Annotated in this window: 2 protein-coding genes; both read right to left on the reverse strand. The window is 42.9% G+C overall.

What is annotated here, in order from left to right; translation table 11 throughout:
* On the reverse strand, positions 1–602 hold a 602-nt coding region (locus tag AC29Z1_RS17065), incomplete at its 3' end, for a purine nucleoside phosphorylase YfiH/LACC1 family protein (protein WP_488272646.1).
* Between the two features lie 161 nt (positions 603–763).
* The coding region (locus AC29Z1_RS17070) for an elongation factor G (protein WP_488272647.1) at positions 764–2144 on the reverse strand (1381 nt) is incomplete at its 5' end.

A 2144-nucleotide genomic window follows, 5' to 3' on the forward strand; every position in this document is an offset into this window, starting at 1 on the left:
AAACCTTTCCTAAGTTTATCTATGACAACTTCATCCACTTCATAACAGCAGGGACCAATTGATGGACCAATTCCTACAAAGCAGTCTGACGGTTTTGTATTGAAATTTTGCTGCATAGCAAGCAGTGTTTTCTGAGCAATTTTAGCAACCGTTCCTTTCCACCCAGCATGACTAACGCCAATAGCTTGATTTACAGGATCAAAAGTAAGCACAGGCACGCAATCGGCAAAAAACAGCATAAGCGGTAAATCCGGTACATTCGTGATAAGGGCGTCTATACCACCGATAGCCTCCTGATAATACCTAGCACCACGCCCAGCATCAGCCTCTGTGACCATCTGCACACCATCGCCATGCACTTGTTCGGCAGTAACAACTTTTTCGGCTGCCAGCCCAAGCGCTTGGCAAAAGAGCCGGCGATTATGCCACACAGTTTCCGCATCATCACCAGTATGCAGTCCCAGATTTAAGCTGGCAAACGGCTTTATACTCCTGCCACCCAGACGAGTAGAAATACCATGTTTAACGCCCCTAGCAGCAAATTCGGTAAATATTCCATACCAAACGCCATTAAAGCTGTGTTGTAAAACAAATTCTCCCATGATTAACCTCCATGATATAAAAAAGAGTTAAGCTCTTAATATAATAATACTCGTTTTTTGTACGAAATATCTATAGTAAACCTAAGATACATACTATTGTCACAATAAACAGCAGAGTCTTAACAGACTGCGTTATGCATCCTGTTAAGACCCTGAGTCAACTAGGCTTCTTCCATTTTCTCTTTCTTGGCGTTGGCAATTATACTTTCAGCAATCCGGGCAGGTACATCTTCATAGTGCGAGAAACTCATATCAAAATATCCGCGTCCCTGTGTTATTGAGCGTAAGTCAATACTATAACGGAACATTTCGGCTAACGGTACCTGGGCTTTTATTTTTCCAAGTCCACCGCCAATAGGCTCCATTCCTTGGATTCGTCCTCGTTTTGTATTAAGATCGCTAATTACATCTCCCATATAGGATTCAGGCACAATAACTTCCACGGAATAGATGGGTTCTAATAATACTGGTTTTGCCTGCAGTGCACCTTTTCTCAGTGCCATCATGCTGGCAATTTTGAACGCCATTTCCGAAGAGTCAACAGTATGGTACGAACCATCAGTTAAGGTTACTTTAACATCAACCATCGGATAACCAGCTAAGACACCGGCATTCAGGGCATCGCGCACCCCTTTTTCAACTGCCGGAATGTATTGACGTGGTACCGCTCCGCCAAAAATGGAATCAACAAATTCAAATTGTGCACCTGGCGCCAGTGGTTCCAGTTCAAGCCACACATGACCGTACTGTCCATGTCCGCCGCTTTGTTTTTTATGTTTACCTTCGACTTTTGCTTTGCCACGGATGGTTTCACGATAAGGGACTTTGGGGTCAGTCAGCAAGGTTTCAACCCCAAATTTGCGCTTCATGCGTTCTGTCATGATATCAAGATGCAGCTCGCCCATACCGTGAATAAGCAACTGATTGATTTCAACATCTTTATGAACTTTTATTGTTGGGTCCTCATCCATTAGTCTGGCTAAAGCCTGACTGATTTTATCTTCATCGCCTTTATTTTTGGCTTCAATTGCGCGTATATACATTGGTTTAGGATAGGATATAGGTTCGAATAAAATAGGTTTATCCTTATCACACAGCGAATCGCCTGTACCAGTTTCCTGAAGTTTTGCCACTACTACAATATCACCAGCATGGACAGCAGTAACAGGATCTTGCTGTTTGCCACGAAGTGTAAAGAGGGTACCAATCCGCTCTGACTTATTTTTTGTCGCATTATAAATCGTGCTATCCGGCTTAAGCGAGCCTGAGTATAAGCGAATATAACTCAGACGACCAACAAAGGGGTCTGCAGTAGTTTTGAAAACCAAACCGGAAAAAGGTTCATTGATATTTCTTTCTATAGGATCTTGGGTAACTGGATGATAACCCATAACTGGTTTAATACCAGGCGCCGGAAGATATTTCACAATAGAATCAAGCACTTGCCGAATACCGATATTTTTTATGGCTGATCCGCACAACACCGGAAATACCTTAGCCTGAGAAATTCCAGTTAATAGTCCGGAGATTACTTCCTCATCG

The sequence above is a fragment of the Sporomusa sp. genome (genome assembly GCF_057736855.1).